Source organism: Natronosporangium hydrolyticum (genome assembly GCF_016925615.1).
In the GTDB taxonomy this organism is placed as follows: domain Bacteria; phylum Actinomycetota; class Actinomycetes; order Mycobacteriales; family Micromonosporaceae; genus Natronosporangium; species Natronosporangium hydrolyticum.
Window position 1 is genome coordinate 2896999 of record NZ_CP070499.1, and the last position, 24266, is coordinate 2921264.

Below are 24266 nucleotides of genomic sequence, written 5' to 3' on the forward strand. Positions count from 1 at the left end.
TGCAGGGGCTGCGGCTGGTCATGGCCGCGGCTGATCGAGGGGGTGCAGTGGAGGCGCTGAGCGGCGCGCGGCGGACCGAACCACCGAGCCGGGTGTTGCAGGTGCTCGCCACGAGCACCGGCGGGGTCGGTGCCCATGTCCGGGACCTGACCCAGGGGTTGGTCGCGGCGGGGGTGGCGGTGACCGTCTGCGGACCGGCGGCGACCGCCGAACGGTTCGGCTTCGCCGAAGTGGGGGCGGAGTTCCGGCCGGTGGAGATCTCCGCTAACAGCCAACTCTCGGACGCCCGGGCAGTGGGGGCGCTGCGCCGGGTGATCGCCGCCGCGGACCCGGCTGTTGTCCACGCCCACGGGCTGCGGGCAGGGCTGGTCGCCGCGATGAGTGGCCGCAGCCGGGCCAGCCGCCGGCCGCTGGTGGTGACGTTGCACAACGCGGTGCTCAGCCGCGGTCTGCGGGGCGGTGCTTCTCGGCTGGTCGAGCGGGCGGTGACCCGCAACGCCGACGTGGTGCTGGGCGCGTCGGCGGACTTGGTGGCCCGCGCTGCCGGGCTGGGGGCGGCCGATGCGAGGTTGGGTCCGGTCGCGGCGCCGGCGTTGTCGCCGCCGGTCCGATCCGCAGCGGCGGTCCGGGCCGAGTTGGGGATCGCCCCCGAGACGCCGCTGCTGTTGTCGGTTGGTCGGCTGCATCCGCAGAAGGGCTACGATGTGCTCGTGGCGGCCGCGGCCCGCTGGCGCGACCGGCGGCCGGTGCCGCGGGTGGTGATCGCCGGAAACGGCCCTAGCTATCTGGACCTGACGGCGAAGATTTCGGTGAGCCGGGCACCGGTGACGCTGCTCGGCCACCGCGACGATGTTGCTGATCTGCTCGCCGCGGCTGACGTGGCATTGGTAACCAGCGTGTGGGAGGCCCGGCAGTTGTTCGCGCAGGAGGCGCTGCGGGCGGGGGTGCCGCTGGTGGCGACCGCGGTCGGTGGGCTCCCGGAGTTGGTGGGTGGCGCGGCCGTGCTGGTGCCGCCGGGAGATGCGGCGGCGATCGATGCTGCGGTGAGCGGTCTGTTGGATGACCCCGCGCACCGGGCCCGGTTGGTGCAGGCGGCCAGCGATCAGACTGCGGGCTGGCCGACCTCGGCCGAAACGGTGGCGCAGGTGCTCGGTGTCTATGCGGAGTTGGCCGGGGTGCCGGCCGCGGGTGCGTGATGGCTGTGGCCAGTAGCCGTGGGCGGTGGGGGCGACGGTTCGCGCGGTTAGGTCCGACGCTGTTGATCGTCGGGGTGGCGTTGGCCAGCGTCGTCGGGTTGGTGGTGGGGCCGGAGGAGACCGGGTCGGAGCTGTCGGCCGAACAGGTGATCGTGGCGGGGGCGGCCGGGCTGCGGTGGGGCGATGTCGACCCCGAACGCACCCCGCACCTGTGGCAGTTGGCGGAGCAGGGGGCGATCGGGTCGGCCTCTGTGCGATCCGCGCATCGCCCCACCTGCGCCGGTGACGGCTGGTTGACGCTCGGAGCCGGCAACTGGGCCGCCGCTACCCCAGGGCCCCGGAGCGGGCCCTGCTCGCCGTTGGCGGTGTCGATCGAGGCGTCCGACGGCGGCAGCGCTCACCTGCCGTGGCAGGAACAGCTGGTGCGGCACAATCAGTGGGAGCTGCCCTGGGGTGCGATGCCGGGCGCGCTGGCCGGCTCGGTCGGCTGCACGGTGGCGGTGGGCCCCGGTGCCGCGGTCGCAGCCGCCCGGTCATACGGCCGGGTGGACCGGTATCAGTCGATGCTGCCGGCGGATCGGGATGCGGCCGGGCGGTTGCTCGCCAACCACTGCGAGCTTGTGATCATGGATCTGGGGACGGTCGCCGGGGAGGGCGCGGAACGGGAGCGGGGTGCCCAACAGGTTGATGCCGCCTTGGCCCGGCTGCTCGAGGCCCGGCCGGCCGGCTCGCTGCTGTTGGTGGCGGGGGTGGCCGACACCGATCTGACGCCCCACTTGCATGTGGCGGTCGCCGACGGGCCCGGGTTGTCACCGGGTTGGCTCGGCTCCGCCACTACCGGGCGCACGGGATACCTCCAGCTCGTGGATGTGGCACCGACCGTTTTGGACGCGGTGGAGCGGCCGCGGCCGGAGGTCCGGTTGGCCGGGCATCCGATCAGCACGGTGCCGGACCGGCCCGACGACTTGTCGGAGGCGGTCGCCGAGTTGGTGTCCGCGAACGACGAAGCAAGCCTGGCGCGACCGGTGGCGCTGTGGTTCCTGGCGGCGTTGACCATTACCCAGTTGGTGCTGTTCGTCGCGGTGGTGCCGTTACTTCGCCGGCCAGCGGCCGAGGTCGAGGGCTGGTCTCCACCGGCATGGTGGCGCACCGTTGCGCCGATGTCGTTGGTCGCGGCGGCGCTGGCGATTCCTGCGGCGATGACCGTCGATGGGGTCCCGTGGTGGCGAGTGCCGGCGGCGGGCAGCGTCTTCACGCTGGCGAGCCTGGGGTTGCTGGCGGCGGCGAGCCTGCTGGTGATGCGTAGCCGGCTGTCCCGGCACACCCTCGGGCTGGTCGGCGGCGGCGCGGCGGTGGCCGGCCTGGCGGTCGCGGTCGACCTCGGCACCGGCTCCTGGGGCCAGCTCAACGGAGTGGTGGGGTATCTGGCCCACGACGGTGGCCGGTACGTCGGACTCAGCGACACCGGTCTCGGGGTGCTGATCGCCGGGGTGATGTTGGTGGCCGGTTGCCTCGCCGAGCAGGTTCCGCGGGGGCGGCGACCGCTGGTCGTCTCGGTGGTGGGTGCGGTCGGGGTGGTGCTGATCGGCAGCCCGTACCTCGGGGCGGAGATCGGCGGCGCGGTGGCCCTGGCGGCCGGGGTCGCGGTGGCGGCGGCGCTCTGCACCGGTGGCTGGCTGGTGGCCCGCCGGCTGGTGTGGGCCGGGCTGGTGGGGCTGCTGGTGGTCACGGTGGTCGCGGTCTTCGACCTGCGGCGGCCGGCCGAGCACCGGACCGGCCTGGGCAGCATGCTCAGTCAGGTCGCGGAGGGCACCGCCGGGTTCGGTCTACAGCGGGTATCGCAGGCGAACGTAGAGGCCTTTACCGCCTCCCCACTGACCGTGTTGGCGATCGGCGCCGGTGGTTTCCTGTGGTTCGCGTTGCTACGGCACTGGGGTGGGCTGAAACGGCTCTTCGGCATCCACCCGGCGTTGCGGGCGGCGACGGTGGGTGTGGTGGTCGCCGGGGTCGCGGGCGGGCTGCTGGTCGGCGCGGCGCTGACCGTGGCGGGTGCGGCGGCCGCGGTCGCGGTACCACTGCTGACGCTCGCCTCGCTGCGGCTGCGGGAGCGGTCGGCGCAGCGGGTTGAGCTGGCGCGCGGTGGGCGGGTGGCGGTCGGGCGCAGCCGCAGCGAGGTGTTAGAGTGAAAATCCGTGGATCGAGCGCCAGGCCCAGCCCAGCAGACCAGACATATCTTCGTCACCGGCGGCGTGGCGTCATCCCTCGGTAAGGGATTGACCGCCTCCAGTCTCGGCAACCTTCTCTCCGCCCGGGGCATGCGGGTGGTCATGCAGAAGCTTGACCCCTACCTCAACGTCGACCCCGGCACCATGAACCCGTTTCAGCACGGCGAGGTCTTCGTGACCGAAGACGGTGCGGAGACCGATCTCGACGTCGGGCACTACGAACGTTTCCTCGACCGTGACCTGTCCGCGGCGGCGAACGTCACCACCGGGCAGATCTACGCCGAGGTGATCGCCAAGGAACGCCGCGGCGAGTACCTCGGCGACACGGTGCAGGTGATCCCGCACATCACCAATGAGATCAAGTCCCGGATCCGGGCGATGGCGGCGCCCGACGATCACGGCCGTACCCCGGACGTGGTGATCACCGAGGTCGGTGGCACCGTCGGCGACATCGAGTCGTTGCCGTTCCTGGAGGCGATCCGCCAGGTTCGCCACGACATCGGCCGGGACCGGTGCTTCTACCTGCACGTATCCCTGGTGCCCTACTTGGCCCCGTCGGGAGAGCTGAAGACCAAGCCCACCCAGCATTCGGTGGCGGCGCTGCGCAACATCGGCATCCAACCCGACGCGATCGTGTGCCGCTCGGACCGGGAGATCCCCGACCAGCTGCTCTATAAGCTCTCGCTCTACTGCGACGTCGACCAGGAGGGCGTGGTCGCGGCGCCGGACGCGCCGAGCATCTACGACATCCCGAAGGTGCTGCACGCTGCCGGGTTGGACGCCTACGTGGTGCGCCGGCTGGGCCTGTCGTTCCGCGACGTCGACTGGACCCGGTGGGACGATCTGCTCGACCGGGTCCACCATCCCCGGCACACCGTCACCGTCGCGCTGGTCGGCAAGTACATCGACCTGCCCGACGCGTACCTGTCGGTGAGTGAGGCGGTCAAGGCCGGCGGGTTCGCCCACCGGGCCCGGGTACGGCTGCGCTGGGTGCCCAGTGACGACTGCGCCACACCGGCGGGGGCGGCGGCGGCGCTCGCCGGTGTCGACGGGGTGCTGATCCCCGGCGGTTTCGGGGTCCGCGGCATCGACGGCAAGATCGGGGCGGTGCGTCACGCGCGCGAGCACCGGATCCCCACGCTCGGGCTGTGTCTGGGGCTGCAGTGTATGGCGATCGAGGTGGCCCGGCACAGCGCCGGCCTGCCGGGCGCCAACTCCAGCGAGTTCGACGAATCGACGAGCTACCCGGTGATCGCGACCATGGCAGACCAGGAGGAGATCGTCGCCGGCCGGGGGGACCTGGGCGGCACGATGCGGCTCGGCTCTTGGCCGGCGACGTTGACGCCGGGTTCGATCGTGGCCGAGGCCTACGGCGCCACGGAGGTGACCGAGCGGCATCGGCACCGGTACGAGGTCAACAACGCGTTCCGGGAGCGGCTGGCCAAGGTGGGGTTGCAGGTCAGCGGCGCGTCTCCGGATGGGCGGTTGGTCGAGTTCGTGGAGCTGGACCGGCAGCAGCACCCGTTCTTCGTGGCGACCCAGGCGCATCCCGAGCTGAAGAGCCGGCCGACCCGACCGCATCCGCTCTTCGCCGCGTTCGTGCGGGCCGCCGTGGGCTACGCCGAGGCGGACCAACTCCCCGTCGAGGTGACCGCGTGAGCGAGGACCGCAGCGTGCGAGGACCGCAGTCCACGCGAGGTGGTTCCGCGTGAGCGAGGACCGCAGTGTGCGAGGACCGCAGTCCACGCGAGTGGAGGAAGGAATCCGCGTGAGCGAGGACCGCAGTGTGCGAGGACCGCAGTCCACGCGAGTGGAGGAAGGAATCCGCGTGAGCGAGGACGGCAGTCCGGCGGGGGAGCGTTACCCGGTCCGGCGACGGCATGAACGGTTCCAGGCGTACATGTTCCAGGTGGTCACTGATGAGGTGGAATTCCCGGACGGTCAGGTCGCCAGCCGGGACTATCTGCGGCACGTCGGGTCGGTGGCGGTGGTGCCGTTGGCCGGTGACGGTCCCGAGGCCGAGGTGGTGTTGGTGCGGCAGTACCGGCATCCGGTCGGCGGGCAGCTGTGGGAGTTGCCGGCCGGGTTGGTTGACGGGGTCGGCGAGAGTCTGCCGGAGGTCGCGGCCCGGGAGCTGGCCGAGGAGACCGATCTGGTCGCGGGCCGGCTCGACCGGTTGCTGGACCTGCATCTGTCGCCGGGCTGTTCGGACGAGCGGATCCGGATCTTCCTCGCTCGGGACCTGCGCCCGGCGTCCGCTACCCACCGCCGTGAGTTCGAGGAGGCCACGATGACGGTGGCCAGGTTCCGGTTGACCGACGCGGTAAAGATGATCTTCGAGGGTGAGATCACCAACGCGGCGGCCGTAGCTGGGCTGCTCGCGGCCGACCGGGCACGCTCGGCCGGCTAGTCCCCCGGCTACGCTCGGGGCAGGGCACAGCGCGGCGATCCCGCGGCTGCCGGCCCCGCCGGGCAACGGGGCCCGGGCGGGCGGTCATGAAAGGTGCGGTCCTGTGAAGGTTGGAATCCCTCGCGAAGTCAAGAACCACGAGTATCGGGTGGCGATCACCCCGGCGGGTGCGCATGAGTTCGTCCGCAGCGGGCACGAGGTCTTGATCGAATCGGGGGCTGGCCTCGGGTCGTCGATCACCGACGCGGACTTCGAGGCCGCTGGCGCCCGGATCGTCCCCAGCGTGGACGAGGTCTGGGGGGCCGCGGAGCTGGTGCTCAAGGTGAAGGAGCCGGTCGCCGAGGAGTACCACCGGCTGCGCGAGGGTCAGGTCCTCTTCACCTATCTGCACCTGGCCGCTTCGAAGGCCTGCACCGACGTGCTGCTGGAGCGCGGCGTCACCGGCGTCGCGTACGAGACGGTGGCGCTGCCAGACCACTCGTTGCCGCTATTGGCCCCGATGAGCGAGGTCGCGGGCCGGCTCGCCCCGCAGGTCGGCGCGTACCATCTGATGCGCTCCGGCGGCGGCCGCGGGGTGTTGATGGGCGGGGTCTCCGGGGTGTATGCGGCGAAGGTGGTGGTGATCGGCGCCGGCGTCTCGGGCATGAACGCCGCGGCGATCGCGCTGGGTATGCAGGCCGAGGTGCTGCTGCTGGACAAGAACGTCCAGAAGCTGCGCCAGGCCGACGCCATCTACCAGGGGCATCTGCAGACGGTCGCCTCCAACGCGTACGAGGTGGAGAAGGCGGTGCTCGACGCGGATCTGGTGATCGGTGCGGTGCTGGTGCCGGGCGCGAAGGCGCCGACCCTGGTCAGCAACGAGCTGGTGTCCCGGATGAAGCAAGGCAGTGTCCTGGTGGACATCTCGATCGACCAGGGTGGTTGTTTTGAGGATTCCCGACCCACCACGCACGCTGAGCCGGTCTATCCGGTACACGACTCGGTCTTCTACTGCGTGGCGAACATGCCCGGGGCGGTGCCGCATACGAGCACGTACGCGTTGACCAACGTGACCTGGCCGTACGCGCTCGAGTTGGCGAATCACGGCTGGCGGGAGGCGATGCGCCGGGACCCGGCGTTGGCGCTGGGGTTGAACACTCACGCCGGCGAGCTGGTCAATGAGCCGGTGGCGGTGGCCCACGGGATGGCGAACCGCTCGTTGTCGGAGGTGCTGGCCTGACCCAGCCGCCAGCGCCGGACCCGCGGTTGCGGCGCGCGGTCCGCAGCTATCTGGACCATCTCACCGTGGAACGCGGGCTGGCCGTCAACACGCTTCGTGCCTACCGCCGTGACCTGGAACGCTACCTGGCGGCGTTGGCCCGGGCCGGGGTCGGTCAGCTCGCCGAGGTCTCCAGCGGGCAGGTCGGCGATTACCTGGCGGAGCTGCGGGAGGGCGGTGGGGAGCGGCCGCCGCTGGCGGCTGCTTCGGCCGCCCGGGCGGTAAGCGCGGTCCGTGGGCTGCACCGGTTCGCGTTACGGGAGGGTTGGGTCGGGGCGGATGCCGCCGCGGCGGTGCCGCCGCCGACGCCGCCACGGCGGCTGCCCCGGGCCCTGCCGGTGGCGCAGGTCGAGCAGCTGCTCGCGGTGGCCGGGGTCGACGGTGGCCCGGCTGGTCTGCGGGATCGGGCGTTGTTGGAGTTTCTCTACGGCAGCGGTGCGCGGATCTCGGAAGTGGTGGGGGCCGATGTCGACGATCTGGATCTGGCCGAGGAGGTGGTGACGCTGCGCGGCAAGGGCGGGCGGGCACGGTTGGTGCCGCTCGGCGGGCATGCCGCGGCGGCGGTGGGCGCGTGGCTGCGCGACGCCCGGCCGTCGCTGGCCGCGACTGGCCGTGGTGGGCCGGCGTTGTTTCTCAATGCCCGCGGGGGCCGGCTCACCCGGCAGGGGGCGTGGCAGATCCTGCGCCGTTCGGCGGTGCGCGCTGGGTTGCCGGTGACCGGTGACGCCGCTGTGTCGCCGCACTCGTTGCGGCACTCGTACGCCACTCATCTGCTCGATGGAGGTGCTGATGTCCGAGTGGTCCAGGAGCTTTTGGGCCACTCGTCCGTGACCACCACCCAGGTGTACACGTTGGTTACGGTAGAACGGCTACGTGAGGTTTACGCTACCTCGCATCCGCGCGCCCACTGACCAAACCGCTCCAGGTGGCGTACAGTCGGGCGACAGTAACGTGTTTCCGGGGGGAGCAGGCCCGATCAGCATGGCAGGCAACGCAGACCAGGCGACGGCTCCGCGTGACGCGGAGCGTTCCGAGGCCGGAGGGTGGGGCGCTGGGCTGCGGCAGGAGCAACCCGCCCTCGATCTCGGTGCTGACCTCGGCCCCGCTGATCCGGCTGCCTACACTACGCGGAAGCCGATTCCGGAGCCGATGCCCACCGACCGGCACGGGCCGGCGCGGATCATCGCGATGGCCAATCAGAAGGGTGGGGTCGGCAAGACCACCACCACCATCAACCTCGGCGCCGCGTTGGCGGAGTATGGGCGGCGGGTGCTGTTGGTCGACTTCGACCCGCAGGGCGCGCTCTCGGTCGGACTCGGGGCTAATCCGCATAATCTCGACATGTCGGTCTACAATGTCCTGCTGCAGGACGACGTCGCCGTCGAGGACGTGCTGATCAAGACGAACGTGGCCGGGCTGCACGTGATGCCGGCCAACATCGACCTCTCCGCGGCGGAGATACAGCTGGTAACCGAGGTCGCCCGGGAGATGGCGCTGGCCCGGGTGCTCCGCACGGTCCGCAAAGAGTACGACTTCATCCTGATCGACTGCCAACCCTCCCTCGGGTTGCTCGCGATCAACGCCTTGACCTGCGCTGACGGGGTGCTGATCCCGTTGGAGTGCGAGTTCTTCAGCCTCCGCGGGGTGGCGCTGCTCCTCGACACCATCGACAAGGTGCGGGAGCGGCTCAACTTCGATCTGGAGCTGGAGGGCATCCTCGCCACCATGTATGACAGCCGCACCACCCATTGCCGGCAGGTGCTGCAGCGGGTGGTGGAAGCCTTCGGCGACAAGGTGTACCAGACCGTGATCACCAAGACGGTGAAGTTCCCGGAGTCGAACGTCGCCGGAGCGCCGATCACCACACTGGATCCGTCCTCCTCCGGTGCCCGCAACTATCGGCAGTTGGCCCGGGAGGTCATCGCGGCGCAGGCGGAGCGTGATTGATCCACCCGTGAGCCAGCCAACCGAACTGGCCGAGCCGGGCCCTCCAGCCGACTCCGCCGACACCCCTGACCTCTCCGAAACCGACCTCGGCGACCCGGACGCCACGCCGGACCTCGACGAGGCGGCAGCTCCCGGCGCCGAGACCGGCGGTGGCTTCACGGTCCGGCTGGACAACTTCACCGGCCCGTTCGACCTGTTGCTCCAGCTGATCAGCAAACACAAGCTGGACGTGACTGAAGTGGCGCTGCACCAGGTCACCGACGAGTTCCTGAGCTACCTCCGGGCCCTGGGCGACGATTGGGACCTGGACGAGACCAGCGAGTTCCTTGTGGTCGCCGCTACGCTACTGGATCTGAAGGCGGCGCGGCTGCTGCCGGCGGCAGAGGTCGAAGACGAAGAAGATTTGGCCTTACTTGAGGCCCGTGATCTACTCTTCGCCCGGCTCCTGCAGTACCAAGCGTTCAAGCAGGCGGCTAGCCACCTCGCCGAGTTGGTGGCGGTCGGCGAGCGGCGATGGCCGCGGGCGGTGTCGCTGGAGCCTCAGTACGCCCAGGCATTGCCGGAGCTGGTCCTCACCGTGACCCCGGAGAAGCTGGCCCAGCTCGCCGCCAAAGCGATGACGCCCAAACCGGTGCCGACGGTGTCGATCGCGCACGTCCATCAGCCCCGCGTCAGTGTCCGCGAACACGCCGCGATCCTGCGCGACCGGCTGGTGCTGATCGGCGCCGCTAGCTTCCGGGCGCTGTGCGACGATTGTCAGAGTCTGCTGGAGAAGGTGGCGCGGTTTTTGGCGCTGCTGGAGCTGTACCGTGAAGGGCTGGTCGGCTTCGAACAGCTCGAGCCATTGGGCGAGTTGACCGTGCACTGGACCGGCAGCGACCAGGCGGTTGAGCTGGAGGTCGACGAGTACGCGGGGATGCCGCCGCCGGCCGACACCGCCGTGCGGGTGCCCGCGCAACGGACCGAGGGGGAGGTGTCGTCGTGACCGAGTCGAGCTGGCCGCCGCCGCCGTGGCCGCCAGCGCTGACTGCGACTCCGGCGGTGATTGCGCCGGAGCCCGAAGCTGAGACGCCCGCGCCCGCGCCTGCGCCGGCAGCCGTCCCCGCCGAGCCCTCTGCGGCCCCGTTGGTCGGCTCGCTGGCCGAGCCGGAGCTGCGGGCGGCGCTGGAGGCGATCCTGCTGGTCGTCGACGAGCCGGTGACCGAGGCCACGCTCGCGCAGACGCTGGCGGAGCCGCCGGACCGGGTGGCCGCGACGCTGACCGAACTCTCCGCTGAGTACACCGCCGCCGGCCGCGGGTTCGACCTGCGCCGCGCCGCCGGGGGCTGGCGGCTCTACACCCGCGCTAGCCAGGCGGCCTACGTCGAACGGTTCGTCCTCGACGGGCAGCAGGCGAAGCTGAGCCAGGCGGCGCTGGAGACGCTGGCGGTGGTCGCCTACAAACAGCCGGTGACCCGCTCCCGGGTGGCGGCGATCCGGGGTGTCAACTGTGACGGGGTGATTCGCACCCTGCTCACCCGCGGGCTGTTGCAGGAAGCGGGGGCGGAGCCGGAGAGCGGCGCCTACCTTTATCAGACCACCAGTGTCTTCCTGGAGAAGCTCGGGCTGGATTCGGTGGCGGAGCTACCGTCGCTGGCGCCGTTCCTGCCCGACGACGTTTCTCCGTTGGACCCAGACGCGAAACAGCCGGAGGAGGTTGCCCGTGGCATCGCCGCGTGAGCCGGAGCCTGGAGAGCCGATTCGGCTGCAGAAACTACTCGCCGCCGCCGGGGTCGGTTCCCGGCGGAGTTGCGAAGAGCTGATCGCCGACGGCCGGGTCACGGTCGACGGCGAGGTCGCCTCGTTGGGGGACCGGGTGGACCCGGGGACCGCGGTCGTGCACGTCGACGGGGAGCGGGTGGTCACCGACCCGCGGATGGTCTACCTGGCCTTCAACAAGCCGCGCGGGGTCGTCTCGACCATGGATGACGAGCAGGGGCGGGCCGCCCTCGCAGACTATCTGGGTGGGGTGGACACCCGGGTCTTCCACGTCGGCCGGCTGGACGCCGACAGTGAAGGCCTTTTGTTGCTGACCAACGACGGGGATCTGGCCCACCGGCTCACCCACCCCTCCTACGGGGTGGCCAAGACCTACCTCTGTCAGGTGCCCGGGCCGCTGCCGGCTGCGGTGGGCCGGCGGCTGCGCGCCGGGATCGTGCTGGAGGACGGTCCCGCGGCGTTGGATTCGTTCCGGGTGGTCGACACGGTCCGCAAGTCGGCGTTGGTCGAGGTTTCGCTGCATGAGGGGCGGAAGCACATCGTGCGTCGGATGTTCGCGGAGGTGGGGTACCCGGTCTCCCGGTTGGTCCGGACCGCGGTGGGCCCGGTGAAGCTGGGGCAGCTCAAGCCCGGTCAGACCCGACAGCTGAACCGCCGAGAGATCGCCGCGCTCTTCACTGAAGTGGCGCACGCCCCGACCGCCTCGTAAGACTGGCCGTACGCACCGGTGGTCCGGCAACCGGAAGCTACCAACCTAGCGTCCTAGGACGCAATAGCCAGCGTGGCGGGAAGCACCTCGGACCGGCCTGCGAGTTCCATCAGCCGCTGGGGCAAGATAGGAGCGTGGAATCCCTTCGGTGTGTCGTGGCGGTCGATGGGCCAGCCGGTTCGGGCAAGTCAACCGTGTCGAGGCTGCTGGCCAGCGCGCTCGCCGCGGCGTATCTGGACACCGGCGCGATGTACCGGGCGGTGACGCTCGCGGTGCTCCGGGCCGGGGTCGATCTCGCCGACCCGGAGGGGGTCACCAAAGTCGCCCATGAGGCCTCGTTGACCTGCGGCACCGATCCGCTGGCCCCCAGCATCCAGCTCGACGGCGACGATGTCGCGCAGGCGATCCGGACCGCGGAGGTGACCTCGGCGGTCTCGGCGGTCTCGGCGGTGCCGGCGGTCCGGCAGCTACTCGTCGCCAGGCAGCGGCAGATCATCGAGGAAGCGCGCGCGATCGTGGTCGAGGGCCGCGACATCGGTGCGGTGGTCGCGCCGGAGGCTCAGCTCAAGGTGTTCCTCACCGCTTCGGCCGAGGAACGAGCCCGGCGCCGCAGCGGCGAGAATTCGGTCGCCGCCGATCTCACCGCCGCCGACCTGGCCCGCCGGGACCGGCTCGACTCGACTCGGGCCGTGGATCCGCTCCGTCGGACCGACGATGCGGTGGAGCTGGACACCACGGCGATGGATATCGACACCGTCGTCGCCACGCTGCGGGAGCTCGTGACCACGCGGCTGCGGAGCTCGGCCCAGTGAGCGACGCCGAGCTCGACGGCCCGGTGCCGGTAGTCGCGGTGGTGGGCCGGCCCAACGTCGGCAAGTCCACGTTGGTCAACCGGATCCTCGGCCGCCGCCAGGCGGTGGTGGAGAACCAGCCCGGAGTCACCCGGGACCGGGTGGCGTACGACGCGACCTGGGCTGGTCGGCGCTTCACCATCGTGGACACCGGTGGTTGGGCGCCGGACGCCAAAGACCGGGCGGCCGCGATCGCGGCCCAGGCGGAGATCGCGGTGGCCACCGCAGACCTGGTGCTCTATGTGGTGGAGGCGACGGTCGGCGCCACTGACGTCGACGACGCGGCGGTGCCGATGCTGCGGCGCGGTGGCAGACCGGTGCTGGTGGTGGCCAACAAGGCCGATAACCCGGCGCTGGAGGCGGAGGCCAGCACGTTGTGGTCGTTGGGCCTGGGGGAGCCGTACCCGGTCTCGGCGCTGCACGGCCGCGGCACCGGCGACATGCTCGATGCGCTCCTCGACGCGCTGCCGGAGCCGGCGCCGCCGGAGCAGTTCGACCAGGAGCAGCCGGCCGGACCGCGCCGGGTCGCGCTGGTGGGTCGGCCCAATGTCGGCAAGTCGAGCCTGCTGAACCGGTTGGCGCGGACGCCCCGGGCAGTGGTCGACTCGGCGGCGGGCACCACAGTCGACCCTGTCGACAGCTTGGTGGAGATCGGCGGCGAGACGTGGCAACTGGTCGACACCGCCGGCCTGCGCCGACGGGTCGGGCAGGCGAGCGGCACCGAGTATTACGCCAGTCTGCGCACCTCGGGCGCGATCGACGCGGCGGAGGTGGCGGTCGTGCTGCTGGACGCGAGCGAGCCGATCACCGAGCAGGATCAGCGGATCCTGTCCATGGTTACCGAGGCGGGCCGGGCGCTGGTGCTTGCGTTCAACAAGTGGGACCTGGTCGACGAGGACCGGCGTTATCAGCTGGCGAGGGAGATCGACCGGGAGCTGCGGCGGATTCCGTGGGCTCCGCGGCTGAACCTCTCGGCGTTGACCGGCCGGGCGGTGGACAAGCTGGCGCCAGCGTTGCGTGGGGCGCTGGCGAGCTGGGAGCAGCGGATCCCGACCGGCCAGTTGAACCAGTGGGTGACGGCGTTGACGCAGGCCACGCCGCATCCGGTACGCCGGGGGAAGGCGCCGCGAGTGCTCTTCGCCACCCAGGCAGGGGTGTGTCCGCCACGGTTCGTGCTCTTCACCACCGGCCCATTGGACGCCGCGTACCTCCGCTTCGTGGAGCGGAAGCTTCGGGAGGAGTTCGGCTTCGAGGGGAGCCCGGTTGAGGTCGCGGTGCGGGCACGGGAAAAGTACAAGAGCCGCTGAGGCCCGCTGCCAAGCAGCCCCTGACCCCGAGGCTGACTCTGGGCCCTGAGTCTCGCTCCGATCGCCGGCGAGTTCGGCCGACTCGGAGCCTACTAGGCTAGCATCCTAGGACGCTATACAGGATGTAGCCCAACTCATCACACAACCCATCGACCATCTCGCGCATCGTTCATTTCAGGGCCAAGCTCCGACGCACCCAATCGGCCTCGCGGGCGACCCGGCGAATGCTTGTGCTGCGGCGACTCTGCTGGCTAATCCGAGATCGGGGTGCCGGGGCCGGCGCTCACCGATGCGCTGATCGCCCACGCCCGGCGGCTTGGTCGGTTGAGTGGTGATCCACTACGGCGAGAAACCGGGTTCATACTGGCAAATCAGGCGCCACTCAACCCACCAAGAAGTACATGCCCGCTGGCGCGCGCAGCCGTAGGTGTCGGTTGAGACGATCTGCCCGCCGATCTTGCAGCCCCGATCCAGCCAGCGGAGTCTGCGGCGCCAGAAGAGCGACCCACAGGCGAGCGGGCGGTGATGGCGCGGCGACGGGGAACCAGCTGGACACTCTTGGCTCGGGCCATAGCGACAGCACAAGTGGGGTGGGCCCTAAGGGCCCACCCCACTTGGTAGATCTCTGCTGTGTCGGGCTGCCCGGATTTGAACCGGGGTTCTCCACACCCCCAGTGTGGCGCCTTCGACCAAGCTAGGCCACAGCCCGCCGCTCGCCGCTGCGGCGAGCTGAGAGAACTGTATCGCAGGCCGATATCGGCCCGCGAGCCGGTTGAGGGTTCTGGAGGGAGCTGTGACGATCGTCGTTGCTTACTACTAGTCTGCTGGGCGATGGGTGGTTTGCGTTTGCTCGCGATGGTCACGGTGAGTGGGGTTGCCCTGTCGACGTTGACGGTTCCAGAACCGCTTCCTGGCATTGCCCCCGAGGCGCCGTGCCCGGCGCTGGAGGTCGACCGGCCGGTTGGCCTGCCGACTCCGCCGGAGCCGCCGCCGGGGCATAGCCCGGGCGACCGGCAACTGGGCGGGGCAGCGTTGGCCGCTGCGGAGCTGGTGATCCCGGAGACCGCCCCGACGCCCCCGCCGCTGACCGCGACCACCTGGCTGGTTGCGGACCTCGACAGCGGAGCGGTGCTGGGAGCCTGCGGCCCGCATGAGTACGCGATCCCGGCGAGCACGCAGAAGTTGCTGCTGGCGGCGGCGCTGATGTCGGAGCTCGACCCGGATGAGGTGGTCGAGGTGGTGCCCGAAGACCTTGACATCGTGCCGGGTAGCTCGGCGGTCGGGTTGCTGGTCGGGGGGCGGTACACCATTGAGACGCTGTGGTTGGGGTTGATGCTCAACTCGGGTAACGACGCCGCCAACGTGCTGGCGCGGCTGGGTGGTGGGGAGGACGGCGTGGCTGGCGGGCTCGCGCTCATGAACGCCGAGGCGCAGCGATTGGGCGCCTACCAGACCTTCGCCGCGACGCCGTCAGGGTTGGATGGGCCGGGGCAGTACACGAGCGCGTACGACTTGGCGTTGATCGCGCGGCCGTTGTTCGACCGGGAAGATTTCCTCGATTACGTAGGGGCCGACCGGGCTGCGATTCCACCGCAGCCGCCGCAGGATCCGCGCGGCTTCGAGATCCAGAACGACAACGGGTTGCTGCTGAACTATCCCGGCGCGTTGGGCGGGAAGACCGGGTTCACCGATTTGGCTCGACACAGCTTCGTGGGGGCAGCGCAGCGCGACGACCGCCGGCTGGTGGTGACCGTTCTCGGGGCCGAGGCGCAACCGTTGACCGGGTGGCAGCAGGCGGCTGAGTTGCTGGACTGGGGTTTCGCGTTGCCGGCGGAGGCGGCGGTGGGTCGGTTGGTGGAGCCGGAGGAGTTGGCGGCGGTGGCGTCCTCGTCGACCGAACCGCCGGTCGAGCCGGCCGGGAGCGCTGGCGGCGAGGCGGCTGCGGCGCTGGCGCCGGGGCGGACCTGGGCGACTGCGGCGGTGGCCGCTACCGCACTGCTGCTGAGCGGGGTCTTCGCGGCGCTTGCGTACCGGTCGGCGCGGCGTCGCCGCGGCTGATTTTGGGGCTGGCCGGATGCTCGCAGCAGCTGGGACGGTGAAGGGTATAGTGCGGTGGCGTTGCCGGCGGGGGTGCGATGCCCGCGGCGCGGAGGGGAGGCTCGGTGACTGCTGTCGACCGGACCGACCGCCTCCTGACCATTCCCAATGTGATCAGTGTGCTGCGGTTGCTCGGGGTGCCGCTGTTTCTTTATCTCCTGCTCGTCGCCGAGCGGGATGTGGCGGCGCTCGTCGTGTTGATCGTCGGCGGTGGGACCGACTGGCTCGATGGTTGGGTGGCGCGCCGGTTGGGGCAGGTGAGCCGGTTCGGGGCGATGCTGGACCCGGTCGCCGACCGGTTGTACATTCTCGCCACTTTGGGGGCTTTTACCTGGCGTGAGATCATTCCGTGGCAGTTTACGGTGGCGTTGCTGTTGCGGGAGTTGATGTTGACAGTGGGGCTGGCGTTGCTTCGGCGGGCGGGTTATGGTCCCGTGCCGGTGCACTATCTCGGTAAGACCGCGACGTTCTTGTTGTTGGCGGCGTTCCCGGTGTTGCTGCTCGCGGTCGCCGTGCCGGGCAGCGCGGCCTGGGCGGATCCGGTGGGTTGGGCGTTGGCCTGGTGGGGTTTGGGGCTGTATTGGGTGGCGGGGGTCTTCTATGTCGGGCAGATGGTTTCGCTGCTTCGGAGGGGGAGCGTCCGGACGTGACTGAGCCGCGAAACCCGTACCGTCCGTTGTCGCCGGATTTCCTGACCGAGTTGTTCCGGGAGCCGTTGGATTCTGGTTACGCCGAGGCTGCCGCGCGCCGGGCTGCCGGGGGTTCGCGGCCGCCCGGTCGGCGGGGTGGCCGGCTGATTACGGTGCTGACGTTGGCGGTGGTGGGGGCGTTGCTGGCGGTTGCGTATCAGCAGGTGGTGGCGGAGCAGCCGTCGCGGGCGCAGGTCCGGGCGGATCTGGAGACTCAGATCCGCGATCGGCAGGATGAGACTCAGGTGTTGCAGGACCGGGCCGATACGTTGCGGGATGAGGTCGCGGCGCTGCGGGACCAGCAGCTGGGCGATCCGGCTGCGGTGCGGACGTTGCGGGAGCTGGAGGCGGTGGCCGGGCTCGGGCGGGTGCATGGTGACGGCGTGGTGGTCCGGGTCGATGATGGGCCGGCGTCGGTGGACCCGCAGACTGGCGAGCAGGTGGTGGACCCGCAGGCGCGGATCCTCTATCGGGATCTGCAGGATCTGGCGAACGCCCTGTGGGCTGCCGGCGCGGAGGGTGTGGCGATCAATGGTCGGCGGTTGACGGCGACCTCGACTATCCGTAGCGCCAGCGGTGCGATCTTGATTGACCGTACGCCGGTGGCGGGGCCGTACGAGGTGGTGGCGGTCGGACCGGATGATCTAGGCGACCGGTTTGCGGCGACGCAGGCGGCGGCGTTGATGGAGCTGCTGGTGCAGGAGTTCGGCATCGAGTACGAGGTGCGGTCGGATTCGGATTTGACGCTGCCTGCGGCGGCGGAGCCGCAGCTGCGGTTCGCCACGGTGCTGGACCCGTAGCCGTCGCTGGTTTCGGTTTTACTCAGGGGAGGATGGAACTTGATCATTGCCGTGGTGGCGCTGCTGGTCGGGGTGGTCCTCGGTGTGGTGCTGGATCCGAGCGTGCCGGTGTGGCTGTTGCCCTACCTGCCGATCGCGGTGGTGGCGGCGCTGGATGCGGTGTTCGGCGGGATCCGGGCCAAGCTGGACGGCATCTTCGACGACAGGCAGTTCGTGGTGTCGTTCATCTCGAACGTGCTGGTGGCGGCGCTGATCGTGTTCCTGGGCGACCAGTTGGGCGTGGGTAGCCTGTTGTCGATCGGCGTGGTAGTGGTGTTCGGAGTGCGGATCTTCGGCAATGTGGCGGCGATTCGCCGGCATCTTTTCCGGGCGTAGGGGGCAGCGGGCATGAGCGACGAGCGGGAGCGGTCGGAGCCGCCGCCGCAGCGGGCGGAGCCTGGTGGGGAGGGTGCCGATCCGGCGGCTGTCCCGGCCGAGCCGGTTTCGCGTGATCCGGCGGTTGACGATTCCCCGGGCGAGGTGGTCGCCGATGCTGGTGCGGAGCCCGCTGGTGGGCGGGCTGCTGCTGGTTCGGGGTGGCGGCGGTGGCTGGCGCCGAGCGGGTCGCCGACTGGTTGGGTGACGGTGGTGTTGCTGGCGTTGCTGGGTTTCACCTTTACGGTGCAGGTGCGCAGCGTGGCCGAGGATCCGACGGTGGCGGCGTTGGGCCAGGAGGATCTGGTGCGGATCTTGGCCAATCTGGATGCTCACGAGGAGCGGTTGCGCCGTGACATCGGCGAGTTGCAGGAGACTCACCGCCGGTTGACCAGCGCTGATGAGAGTCAGCAGGAGGCGTTGGCGGAGGCGGGTCGGCGCGCCGACGAGCTGGGGATCTTGGCGGGTACGTTGCCGGCGGCGGGGCCGGGGGTGGTGGTGGAGTTTCGCGGTGGGCCGGATGCGGTCAACGCGGCTCGGGTGCTCGACGCGGTGCAGGAGCTGCGCAGCGCTGGTGCGGAGGCGATGCAGGTGGCGGGTGCTGACGGGGCCGCGGTGCGGGTGGTTGCGTCGACCTATTTCGTCGATGGTGAGCAGGGGTTGGTGGTGGATGGTGAGTCGTTGGTCGCACCGTACCGGTTGACGGTGATCGGTGAGCCGGAGACGCTCGCTCCTGCCCTGCGGATTCCGGGCGGGGTGGTGGAGTCGGTGCAGCGCGACGGCGGTACGGTGACCGTGAACGAGGAGACCGGCGGGGTCGAGGTGTCGGCGGTGCGCGAGCAGGCCGCTCTTGAGCATGCCCGACCGGATTCCTAACTGAACGGTGAGAGGTGGGCAGATGGTTCCAGAGCAGCTGCGCTACACCGCGGAGCACGAGTGGGTCGCGGCGGAGTCCGGCCGGGCTCGGGTGGGGATCACCCACTATGCGCAGGAAGCGCTGGGCGACATCGTCTTTTTGCAACTTCCCGAGGTCGGTGCGGAGGTGGCGGCCGGGGACTCGGTGGGCGAGGTGGAGTCGACCAAGAGCGTGTCTGAGATCTACGCGCCGCTGGCGGGTCGGGTGAGCGCGGTCAATGAGGCCGCCGCTGGAGGGCCGGAGGTGCTCAACTCCGATCCGTACGGCGAGGGTTGGCTTTTCGAGATCGAGTTGGCTGATGCGGCGGCGGTCGAGGGACTGCTCGACGCCACTGGCTACCGTAAGCTGACGGACGCGTAAAGTGAGTTCTTCCTACTACCAGGCCCGTGAGGTGGTCCGATGACGCGCCCAGACGACGAGTTTCCCCCACTCGACGTCACGTCGACGATGAACATGGGATCGATCGACGACGTCCTGGAGGGCCCGGACGCCGAGGTCGCCCCGGGCCGGATGTCCGGATCGTTGCCGCCGGGGATGGCGTTGCTGGTGGTGCGCCGCGGCCCGAACGCGGGCGCGAGGTTCCTTTTGGATCATGATGTGACCACGAGCGGCCGCCACCCGGACAGCGACATTTTCCTGGACGACGTGACGGTCTCCCGTCGCCACGCGGAGTTCCATCGGGATGGTGGGACCTTCACCGTGCGGGATGTGGGCAGCCTCAACGGCACCTACGTGAACCGCGAGCGGGTTGAGGCGGCGACGTTGAGCAACGGCGACGAGGTGCAGATCGGCAAGTTCCGGCTGGTCTTCGTGGCTGGCCCGCGGCCGGGCGCGAACGCTAGCCAGCAGCTGGCTGAGCACCAGTAGCAGTCCTCGTAGCGCCGTGCGGTAGGTGCCGTGCGGCGCTACGGGCTGATCGTGCTCGCGTCGAGCTGGTCACTGGCGGTGGTGTCGTGGTCGGCGCGCGGCGGAGGTCGGTCCCCCTGGAGGAGGGCAGTCATGCTGCCTGGTTGGGGTGTACGGTTTTGAAGGTAGGGCTCTGCGTGTGGGAGATCGGACCCGGTCGGAGGTAGGCGTGCGCGAAGTGAGCGTGGTCGGTGTTCGGGTGGAGCTACCCTCGAACCAGCCGATCGTGCTGTTGCGGGAGGTCGACGGCGAGCGGTACCTACCGATCTGGATCGGTGCGGTGGAGGCTACGGCGATCGCCTATGAGCAGCAGGGGGTGAAGCCCGCCCGTCCGCTTACGCACGATCTGCTGCGGGATGTGTTGGCGGCGTTGCACGCGCCGTTGCACGCGGTGGAGATCGTGGAGCTGAAGGAGAGCGTCTACTTCGCTGATCTGTTGATCGGCGAGGGGCTGCGGGTGTCGGCGCGGCCGAGCGACTCTATCGCCTTGGCGTTGCGGGTGGGCGCGACGATCCGTTGTGCGGATTCGGTTCTTGACGAGGCCGGCATCCTCATCCCGGATGAGCAGGAGGATGAGGTCGAGAAGTTCCGGGAGTTTCTGGATCAGGTTCGGCCGGAGGATTTCGCCGGTTGATGCTGGTGTGGGACACCTGTTGGTGGCTGCGGCGTTTCGCGCCGGCTTCGGCGCGGTGCCGGCGATAAGCTAGGTCTCGGTAACAGCCCTTCGCGTCGCCATACTCGGGGAGGTTGAAGGCCATGCCGGAGCCGCAGATGCCGGAGCCGCGGGAGGCCGATGTGCTCCGACCGCCGATGGAGGCGGTCGGCTATCGCGGGGTCGCGGCTATGAATGCGGCCGGTATCAGCTATCGGCAGCTGGACTACTGGGCGCGGACTGGTTTGGTGGAGCCGAGCATCCGGGCGGCGGCGGGTTCGGGTAGTCAGCGGCTCTACTCGTTCCGGGACCTGGTGGTGTTGCGGGTGGTGAAATCTCTGCTGGAGGCGGGGGTTTCGTTGCAGAACATCCGCCGGGCGATCGACACGCTGCGGGCCCACGGGGTGGAAGATCTGGCCGGGATCACGTTGATCTCCGATGGTACGACCGTCTATGAGTGTCGTTCGGCGGAGGAGGTCGTGGATCTGCTGCAGGGTGGGCAGGGTGTGTTCGGGATCGCGATCAGTGGTGCGTTCGCGGAGATCAAGGGCACGTTGTCGCATCTGCCGGCGGATCGGGCGGCCGTTGATGACGAGCCCGGGCCGGTCGCTGCGCTCTCCGGTTCGGGGGCCGGTGAGGGTGGGTCGCTCGGCGATGAGCTGGCGGTTCGCCGGGCCCGGCGCCGCGCTTCGTAGAGATCGTCACATCCGCTGGGTTCGGGGCCGTCTCGCTGGTAGCGTGTTCCGGGCCGGTATTACCCACGCGGGAGAGACCGCCGGGCAACCAGTCAGGCGGCGCCGAAGGGGCAAATCCTCCCCGGAACCTCTCAGGCACCCGGACCGTGTTGGGTAGGCACCTCTGGAGGGTGCGGCTGCTTGTGCGGTGAGCACGCGCTGCCTCGACAGAGGGGGAGGGTGACAGACCCTACCCGAGCCTGGAGGCGCCATGACCGGATTGTCGTTCGCGAATCGCCATATCGGGCCTGATGCTGCCGCGCAGCGACGGATGCTTGAGGCGATCGGTTACGGCTCGGTCGAGGAGCTGATGGACGCGGCGATTCCGGAGTCGATCCGGAGCCAGGACAGCCTCGATCTGCCGCCGCCGGCGAGTGAGGCGGTCGCTACCGCCGAGTTGCGGGCGTTGGCAGGCCAGAACACGGTCGCGGTGTCCATGATCGGGCTGGGGTTCTACGGTACGCATACGCCGGCGGTGATCCGCCGCAATGTGCTGGAGAACCCTTCCTGGTATACCGCGTATACGCCGTACCAGCCGGAGATCAGCCAGGGCCGGTTGGAGGCGCTGCTGAACTTCCAAACCATGGTCGCGGATCTGACCGGGTTGGCGACGGCGAACGCGTCGTTGCTGGATGAGGCGAGCGGGGCCGCTGAGGCGATGGCGTTGGCGCGGCGCGCGAGCAAGTCTGCTTCGTCGGTGTATGTGGTGGACGCGGATGTGTTGCCGCAGACGTTGGCGGTGTTGCGTACCCGGGCGGAGCCGTTGGGGATTGAGCTGCGGGTGGTGGATTTCGCGGCGGCAGATCCGGTGTCAGAGCTGCCGGCGGAGCTGTTCGGGGCGCACCTGCAGTTTCCGGGGGCGAGCGGCGTGGTGTCGGAGCGGCCGTCGGTGGTCGAGGCGGTGCATGCCCGGGGCGGTTTGGTGACGGTGGCCGCGGACCTGTTGGCGTTGGTGTTGCTGCGCCCGCCGGGTGAGTGGGGTGCGGACATCGCGGTGGGTACGACGCAACGGTTCGGGGTGCCGATGGGTTTCGGTGGCCCGCACGCTGGCTATGTGGCGGTCCGGTCGGGGTTGGAGCGGATGTTGCCGGGCCGGTTGGTGGGGGTGTCGCGGGACGCGGCGGGGGCGCCGGCGTACCGGTTGGCGCTGCAGACGCGGGAGCAACATATCCGGCGGGAGAAGGCGACTAGCAACATCTGCACGGCGCAGGTGCTGCTGGCGGTGATGGCCGGTATGTACGCGGTGTATCACGGGCCGGAAGAGCTGCGGGAGATCGCGCAGCGGGTGCATGGTCAGGCGGGCCGGTTGGCGGCAGGGCTGCGGGAGGCCGGGGTCGCGATTGCTCATGAGGCCTTCTTCGACACTGTGGTCGCGGTGGTGCCGGGCCGGGCGGCGCAGGTGGTGGCGGAGGCGGCGCAGCGGGGGGTGAACCTGCGGCTGGTCGATGCAGACCGGGTGGGGGTTGCCTGCGATGAGACCACCACTGAGGAGCATCTGGAGCTGGTGTGGGCGGCATTCGGGGCGGCGGCGCCGGCGGGGGCTGCGGTGGTGGGGTTGCCGGCGCAGTCGCTGCGGGAGAGCAGCTACCTGACCCATGAGGTGTTCCACGCTTATCGGAGCGAGACTTCGATGCTGCGGTATCTGAAGCGGCTCGCCGACGCGGACTATGCGTTGGATCGGGGGATGATTCCGCTCGGGTCGTGCACGATGAAGCTGAACGCGACTACGCAGTTGGAGCCGATCAGTTGGCCCGAGTTCGCGGACCTGCATCCCTATGCGCCGGTGGCGCAGGTGGCTGGTTACCACGAGTTGGTTTCGCAGTTGTCGCGGTGGTTGGCGGAGGTGACCGGCTATGACGCGGTGTCGGTGCAGCCGAATGCGGGGTCGCAGGGTGAGTTGGCCGGGTTGTTGGCGATCCGGGCGTACCTGCGCGATCAGGGTCAGCAGCAGCGGGATGTGTGTCTGATTCCGGCCAGTGCGCACGGCACCAACGCGGCGAGCGCGGTGTTGGCGGGCATGCGGGTGGTGGTGGTGGCCTGCGACAGCGAGGGCAACATCGACCTGGTGGATCTGGATCGGCAGCTGGCGGCCCATGGCGACCGGTTGGCGGCGATCATGGTGACGTATCCGTCGACGCATGGGGTGTATGAGACCGGGATCGCGGAGCTGTGCGCTCGGGTGCATGATGCGGGTGGCCAGGTCTACGTGGACGGGGCGAACCTCAACGCGTTGGTGGGGTATGCGAAGCCGGGGCGGTTCGGTGCGGATGTGTCGCACCTGAATCTGCACAAGACGTTCTGCATTCCGCACGGCGGTGGTGGGCCGGGGGTCGGCCCGGTGGCGGTGCGGGCGCACCTGGCCGACTATTTGCCGGCGGATCCGCTGCAGGCAGCGGGCGCCCCGGTGGGCGCGGTCGCGGCGGCGGGGTATGGGTCGGCGGGGATTTTGCCGATCTCGTGGGCGTATCTACGCATGATGGGTTCGGAGGGGTTGCGGTCGGCTACGGCGGCCGCGGTGTTGGCCACCAACTATGTGGCTGCCCGGTTGGGTGACTACTTCCCGGTGCTGTACACGGGCAACAAGGGTCTGGTGGCGCACGAATGCATCCTTGATCTGCGGCCGTTGACCAAGGCCAGTGGGGTGACCGTGGAGGATGTGGCGAAGCGGTTGATCGACTATGGGTTCCACGCGCCGACGATGTCGTTTCCGGTGGCGGGGACGTTGATGGTGGAGCCGACGGAGTCGGAGGATCTGGCGGAGCTGGACCGGTTCTGCGATGCGATGATCGCGATTCGGGCCGAGATCGATGAGGTTGCGCGGGGGGGTTGGCCGGGCGACGACAATCCGCTGCGGCAGGCGCCGCATACTGCCGCGGCGGTTTCGGTCGACGAGTGGTCGCATGCGTATCCGCGGTCGGTGGCGGCGTACCCGACTGGGGTGCCGCGGCTTGGGAAGTATTGGCCGCCGGTGCGGCGGATCGACGGCGCTTACGGCGACCGGAACCTGGCGTGTAGTTGCCCGGCTCCGGAGGCGTTCATGACGTGATCGTGGTCAGGCGGCGACCGGTTCGCGGCGTGGCGCGGGGACCCGGTGGGGGGCCGGGCCGCGGTGTGGCGCGACGGCTCGGCCGTCTGGCAGTAGCTCGCCGGTGTCCTCGAAGAGGATCACACCGTTGCAGAGCAAGCTCCAACCCTGTTCCGGCACCGAGGCCACCACGCAGGCAGCGTCCCGGTCAACCGCGTTCGACTCCGGGCAGACTGGCAAGTGCGTGCAGGACATCGCATCTCCGGGGAGGGTGTATGCGGGTTGTGTTCTCCGCGGTTGTGCGGAGCCGTTCACTAGGTATGAACACGAACAAGGCTAGCAACTGTTCCCGGGGTTGTTCTGCCTGGTCAC

At 69.7% G+C, this 24266-nt stretch carries 23 protein-coding genes, 1 tRNA gene and 1 riboswitch; of the genes, 22 read left to right on the top strand and 2 right to left on the bottom strand.

Annotated features, from left to right (window positions below; all coding sequences use genetic code 11):
• The first annotated feature begins 56 nt into the window (after positions 1 to 56).
• From JQS43_RS12825 to der, 12 genes are all read left to right on the top strand, one after another.
• On the top strand, positions 57 to 1196 hold the full coding sequence (locus JQS43_RS12825) for a glycosyltransferase family 4 protein (RefSeq protein WP_239679416.1): 1140 nt from the start codon (positions 57 to 59) through the stop codon (positions 1194 to 1196).
• Complete coding sequence (locus JQS43_RS12830; protein ID WP_239674627.1) at positions 1196 to 3382, top strand: hypothetical protein; 2187 nt, start codon at positions 1196 to 1198, stop codon at positions 3380 to 3382. Before JQS43_RS12825 ends, JQS43_RS12830 begins: the two co-directional genes overlap by 1 nt.
• Before the next feature lie 6 nt (positions 3383 to 3388).
• On the top strand, positions 3389 to 5080 hold the full coding sequence (locus JQS43_RS12835) for a CTP synthase (RefSeq protein ID WP_239674628.1): 1692 nt from the start codon (positions 3389 to 3391) through the stop codon (positions 5078 to 5080).
• A 241-nt stretch (positions 5081 to 5321) separates the two neighbouring features.
• Complete coding sequence (locus tag JQS43_RS12840; RefSeq protein ID WP_239679417.1) at positions 5322 to 5831, top strand: NUDIX domain-containing protein; 510 nt, start codon at positions 5322 to 5324, stop codon at positions 5829 to 5831.
• 103 nt (positions 5832 to 5934) lie between these two features.
• The gene (gene ald / locus JQS43_RS12845) at positions 5935 to 7050 is read left to right on the top strand and encodes an alanine dehydrogenase (RefSeq protein ID WP_239674629.1); all 1116 of its coding nucleotides are present in this window, start codon (positions 5935 to 5937) and stop codon (positions 7048 to 7050) included.
• Positions 7047 to 8000 carry a tyrosine recombinase gene (locus JQS43_RS12850; RefSeq protein ID WP_239679418.1) on the top strand — a complete coding sequence of 318 codons (954 nt, stop codon included), beginning with the start codon at positions 7047 to 7049 and terminating at the stop codon, positions 7998 to 8000. Before ald ends, JQS43_RS12850 begins: the two co-directional genes overlap by 4 nt.
• Before the next feature lie 70 nt (positions 8001 to 8070).
• Positions 8071 to 9036, top strand: coding sequence for a ParA family protein (locus tag JQS43_RS12855; protein WP_239674630.1), 966 nt, complete (start codon positions 8071 to 8073; stop codon positions 9034 to 9036).
• Between the two features lie 25 nt (positions 9037 to 9061).
• A complete protein-coding gene (locus tag JQS43_RS12860; protein ID WP_420847701.1) occupies positions 9062 to 10021 on the top strand; it encodes a segregation and condensation protein A in 960 nt (319 codons plus the stop codon).
• Complete coding sequence (gene scpB, locus JQS43_RS12865; protein WP_239674632.1) at positions 10018 to 10755, top strand: SMC-Scp complex subunit ScpB; 738 nt, start codon at positions 10018 to 10020, stop codon at positions 10753 to 10755. Before JQS43_RS12860 ends, scpB begins: the two co-directional genes overlap by 4 nt.
• The gene (locus tag JQS43_RS12870) at positions 10739 to 11503 is read left to right on the top strand and encodes a pseudouridine synthase (RefSeq protein WP_239674633.1); all 765 of its coding nucleotides are present in this window, start codon (positions 10739 to 10741) and stop codon (positions 11501 to 11503) included. The genes scpB and JQS43_RS12870 overlap by 17 nt, the downstream gene beginning before the upstream one ends.
• 134 nt (positions 11504 to 11637) lie before the next feature.
• On the top strand, positions 11638 to 12315 hold the full coding sequence (gene cmk, locus JQS43_RS12875) for a (d)CMP kinase (RefSeq protein WP_239674634.1): 678 nt from the start codon (positions 11638 to 11640) through the stop codon (positions 12313 to 12315).
• Entirely contained in the window at positions 12312 to 13661 is a 1350-nt protein-coding gene (gene der / locus JQS43_RS12880) for a ribosome biogenesis GTPase Der (RefSeq protein WP_239674635.1), read from the top strand. The genes cmk and der overlap by 4 nt, the downstream gene beginning before the upstream one ends.
• Positions 13662 to 14294: 633 nt before the next feature.
• On the opposite strand, the gene JQS43_RS12885 is transcribed toward der, so the two are convergent.
• A tRNA-Pro gene (locus JQS43_RS12885) sits at positions 14295 to 14370 on the bottom strand.
• A 131-nt stretch (positions 14371 to 14501) separates the two neighbouring features.
• Here JQS43_RS12885 and JQS43_RS12890 point away from each other — a divergent pair.
• From JQS43_RS12890 to gcvP, 10 genes are all read left to right on the top strand, one after another.
• Positions 14502 to 15719 carry a D-alanyl-D-alanine carboxypeptidase family protein gene (locus JQS43_RS12890; RefSeq protein ID WP_420847702.1) on the top strand — a complete coding sequence of 406 codons (1218 nt, stop codon included), beginning with the start codon at positions 14502 to 14504 and terminating at the stop codon, positions 15717 to 15719.
• 77 nt (positions 15720 to 15796) lie between these two features.
• A complete protein-coding gene (clsA, locus tag JQS43_RS12895) occupies positions 15797 to 16408 on the top strand; it encodes a cardiolipin synthase ClsA (protein WP_239674637.1) in 612 nt (203 codons plus the stop codon).
• Entirely contained in the window at positions 16405 to 17247 is an 843-nt protein-coding gene (locus JQS43_RS12900; RefSeq protein WP_239674638.1) for a DUF881 domain-containing protein, read from the top strand. Before clsA ends, JQS43_RS12900 begins: the two co-directional genes overlap by 4 nt.
• Before the next feature lie 42 nt (positions 17248 to 17289).
• Positions 17290 to 17622 carry a small basic family protein gene (locus JQS43_RS12905; RefSeq protein WP_239679419.1) on the top strand — a complete coding sequence of 111 codons (333 nt, stop codon included), beginning with the start codon at positions 17290 to 17292 and terminating at the stop codon, positions 17620 to 17622.
• Positions 17623 to 17634: 12 nt separating this feature from the next.
• Positions 17635 to 18537, top strand: a complete 903-nt coding sequence (locus JQS43_RS12910; RefSeq protein WP_239674639.1) for a DUF881 domain-containing protein — start codon at positions 17635 to 17637, stop codon at positions 18535 to 18537.
• Positions 18538 to 18559: 22 nt separating this feature from the next.
• Positions 18560 to 18937 (top strand): glycine cleavage system protein GcvH, encoded by a 378-nt coding sequence (gene gcvH, locus JQS43_RS12915; protein ID WP_239674640.1) that lies wholly within the window; start codon positions 18560 to 18562, stop codon positions 18935 to 18937.
• 39 nt (positions 18938 to 18976) lie between these two features.
• Positions 18977 to 19444 carry an oxoglutarate dehydrogenase inhibitor Odhl gene (odhI, locus tag JQS43_RS12920; protein ID WP_239674641.1) on the top strand — a complete coding sequence of 156 codons (468 nt, stop codon included), beginning with the start codon at positions 18977 to 18979 and terminating at the stop codon, positions 19442 to 19444.
• 208 nt (positions 19445 to 19652) lie between these two features.
• Positions 19653 to 20117, top strand: a complete 465-nt coding sequence (locus tag JQS43_RS12925; RefSeq protein ID WP_239674642.1) for a bifunctional nuclease family protein — start codon at positions 19653 to 19655, stop codon at positions 20115 to 20117.
• A gap of 122 nt (positions 20118 to 20239) precedes the next feature.
• The gene (locus tag JQS43_RS12930) at positions 20240 to 20830 is read left to right on the top strand and encodes a MerR family transcriptional regulator (RefSeq protein WP_420847583.1); all 591 of its coding nucleotides are present in this window, start codon (positions 20240 to 20242) and stop codon (positions 20828 to 20830) included.
• Between the two features lie 58 nt (positions 20831 to 20888).
• A riboswitch (glycine riboswitch) is annotated at positions 20889 to 20987 on the top strand.
• 93 nt (positions 20988 to 21080) lie between these two features.
• Complete coding sequence (gcvP, locus tag JQS43_RS12935; protein WP_239674643.1) at positions 21081 to 23915, top strand: aminomethyl-transferring glycine dehydrogenase; 2835 nt, start codon at positions 21081 to 21083, stop codon at positions 23913 to 23915.
• A gap of 6 nt (positions 23916 to 23921) precedes the next feature.
• Here gcvP and JQS43_RS12940 read toward each other — a convergent pair whose 3' ends face one another.
• Complete coding sequence (locus tag JQS43_RS12940; RefSeq protein ID WP_239674644.1) at positions 23922 to 24149, bottom strand: DUF5999 family protein; 228 nt, start codon at positions 24147 to 24149, stop codon at positions 23922 to 23924.
• Positions 24150 to 24266 lie beyond the last annotated feature (117 nt).